Annotated in this window: 4 protein-coding genes; all 4 read right to left on the bottom strand. The window is 56.8% G+C overall.

The annotated features are described in order from the left end of the window. Positions 1–117: 117 nt before the first annotated feature. The gene (locus OGY09_RS01015; RefSeq protein ID WP_001462138.1) at positions 118–681 is read right to left on the bottom strand and encodes a methyltransferase; all 564 of its coding nucleotides are present in this window, start codon (positions 679–681) and stop codon (positions 118–120) included. A gap of 46 nt (positions 682–727) precedes the next feature. After that, a complete protein-coding gene (locus OGY09_RS01010; RefSeq protein ID WP_015057111.1) occupies positions 728–2089 on the bottom strand; it encodes a DUF3560 domain-containing protein in 1362 nt (453 codons plus the stop codon). A 51-nt stretch (positions 2090–2140) separates the two neighbouring features. After that, entirely contained in the window at positions 2141–2371 is a 231-nt protein-coding gene (locus OGY09_RS01005) for a hypothetical protein (protein WP_000155844.1), read from the bottom strand. Positions 2372–2590: 219 nt separating this feature from the next. Continuing rightward, the coding region (locus OGY09_RS01000) for a single-stranded DNA-binding protein (RefSeq protein ID WP_234887497.1) at positions 2591–2762 on the bottom strand (172 nt) is incomplete at its 5' end.

Genomic DNA, 2762 nt, shown 5'->3' with positions numbered 1-2762 from the left:
AACATCCGCGTAATGAAAGGGGCGGCGCGTAAGCGCGGCCCCTTTCAGCGCCACCGGCGTGCTGTCTTTTCCCGGCGCGGACAGACGGGCATTTATCCTCCCGCCAGCCCTGTGTCATCAGGCACGCAAACGAATAATCATCGTCGGGACATCGGTATAAGCAAACGTGCCGCGCGGCAGCTCCTCGCGGATGTCAGAAAACGGTAACAGCTTCTCCTGCTGGCGCGGCCCGTTCAGACAGACGGCAACCAGCACGCCCCCCGGACGCAACAGGGAAAAAGCCCGCAGGATATGCCGGATATCCTGCCCGTGGATGAACGGCGGATTCATAATGATCCGGCTGTAATACTGCACCGGCTGCCATTCCATGAAGTCGCCACACTGTACCCTGACACCGTTAAAATTTTCCCGCAGATACCGGACCAGCCCGCTGTTAATCTCCACCGCATCACACATGGCCTCCGGCGCGGTATCCCGAATCGCCCGCAGTATGGCCCCGGTGCCGGCAGAGGGTTCCAGAATGTGATCACGGTTGCTGATTTCCGCCAGCGTCACCAGGCGATCACAGACCGGGGCAGGAGTCACAAAAAGCTGAGATTCAGCCCGGATTTCAGCAACCGGCGCGGCGTTATCCAGCCTTGCGCGCATCAGCCGGATACGTTCTCTTAACTGACTGTGCATGTCATTATCTCCGTCATCCCCCGGGGATTTCCCGGGGGGATATACCTTATTTCTGTGGGATTTCCGTGATTTTCATGTCGGTAATATACACATTCACCAGGCGGAAATTATTGTCCATTGTGCGGCGGTAGCGGTATGCCCCGTGGTCTTCTGTCTCTGCCACACTGCGCACGGCCTTACAGTCCCGGGGCAGGGCGGCCCACTGCGCCTTTGTCATTTCCCGGAAACCGTCCCCCGGATAGTTGACTACCGGCGGACGCTTCGCGGCCTGACTGGCGACGGCAGCCTCTTCTGCCGATGGTGCTTTGTAGTCCGTGATGCGATCGGGCGTCACTTTCATCGTGCCGCTGTACCCGAGAAAACTGTAATTCGGCGTTGTGACTGAACTCACCGCCCCGTTGCTTTTGTTCACGCGGATGATGGTCAGCCACTCGCCCCGGCTGAAAACCTGTCCGCCCGGCTCAAAATCCTGTGTCCGGGTAACCACGCCGCCGCTTTCGTCCAGCATGGCACGCTCATAGATCAGGCGGTTCTGATAGTGGTTAACCCAGCGTTGCTGATGCTGAATCTGCCGTTCATGACAGCGGATCGCAATTTCGCGGGCCTGCTCCGTGGTGATGATGTCATCATCCAGGGCCGACCATAACGATCGACTTCCTTCATACTGGCTTTTTTCTGCCGGGCGCGGATACCTGTCCAGCGGGAAACAGGCGCTGATATGGTCATGACTGCTGATGAGTTTTGCCATATTCAGATCCAGCGATTCAGCCCGCCACATCGTCAGATATTTCTGCGACTGTGCGATGGTCTTTTCCGCCTTGCGCAAATCAGCTTCGATTTTTTTGATACGACGCCAGCGAACGTCCGGACGTTCTTTATACTTCGCGTGAAGCAGTGCCGACCGCGCCCGCTCTTCCCAGTATTCCGCACGTTCAAAGAGCATCACAGCACGTTTCATACCGTTTTCAATACGCTGTGCATCACGACGGGCGCGGCGTTCGCTGTGATGCCCCACAAGAATGGGCTGACCGGGCGGGATCATCGCGGCCAGTCTTTCCACTTCATCAAGTGCCTGTGCGGATTCACTGGCCCGCTTTCCGCTGTATCCGGTAAACCGCTCCGCCCGTGCTTCCTGACGTTCAGCGAGCGTGCTGTCTTCATCCTCAATCTCTCCGGCAAGTGAGAGGAGCACGTCTTCCCGGCCCGGTGTCCAGGCTGGCGCGACAAACAGCGCCTGTTTGGGTGCCCAGCGAAAACCGGCATCATGCACTTTTTTATACGTCTCCGGGTCAAGACGTGACGCGGCATACAGGCGCAGTTTGTTGTCATCCGGTGAGTAGGTCGCGCGGTACATCTGCACAGGGCTGGCGGCTTCCGGGGCGGTCATGGTGATTGCTGCTAATGTCATAAAATGTTCTCCTTCCGTCTGTTGCCGCCCCTCGCGGGGCGGCTCACCTCATCAGTTAAAAGCGCGTTTCAGTTCGAGTGTGCGGAGCACCTGCCCGAAGGCCGTGTTTTTCATGGCGGGGATGTGTACACCACGCCCCCGGTGAAAACTCCGGGCTATGTGTCGCCCGAAGGCTTTCAGCACGGGGTCAATTTCCGGCGCGGGGATGTCTTCGCGTCTGAAACGGGGATGACGGCGGGGCTTTACAGCCGCTGCGGAAGGTGAAACAATACTTATTGTCATAATTTAGCCTCTTATGACGATTGACTGGAGCCGCAAAAACTGTTCGTGCAGTCTCTGCGGCATGGATTAAGCAGGTTCCTGACCTGCTTTTTTCATATCTGCATCTGACGCTTTCCGGTGTTTTCCTCCTTCTGTTCCTGCGTTCTCATTACCTGCCAGCCGGATGACTGACAGAACACATAAATGTGTATTGCCGGAGCCTGAAATAAATCCTGATTTTTAAAGAACATCACCCGTTGAGTTTCGGGAGCCGCGGTTTTGACGTTTCGCGGGAACCTGCTGCTGTATTCCCTGTGGTATGAACTTCACCCGTTTGAGAACCTTCGCCGCAAGGGGCATCACTGCCACGGCCTGACGCACCTGTCCTGGGCAGAACGCAAAATTTTTTACC

This window comes from Citrobacter sp. Cpo071 (assembly GCF_030332765.1).
Classification (GTDB): Bacteria; Pseudomonadota; Gammaproteobacteria; order Enterobacterales; family Enterobacteriaceae; genus Citrobacter; species Citrobacter portucalensis.
This window is presented reverse-complemented; position numbering and strand designations above follow the sequence as displayed.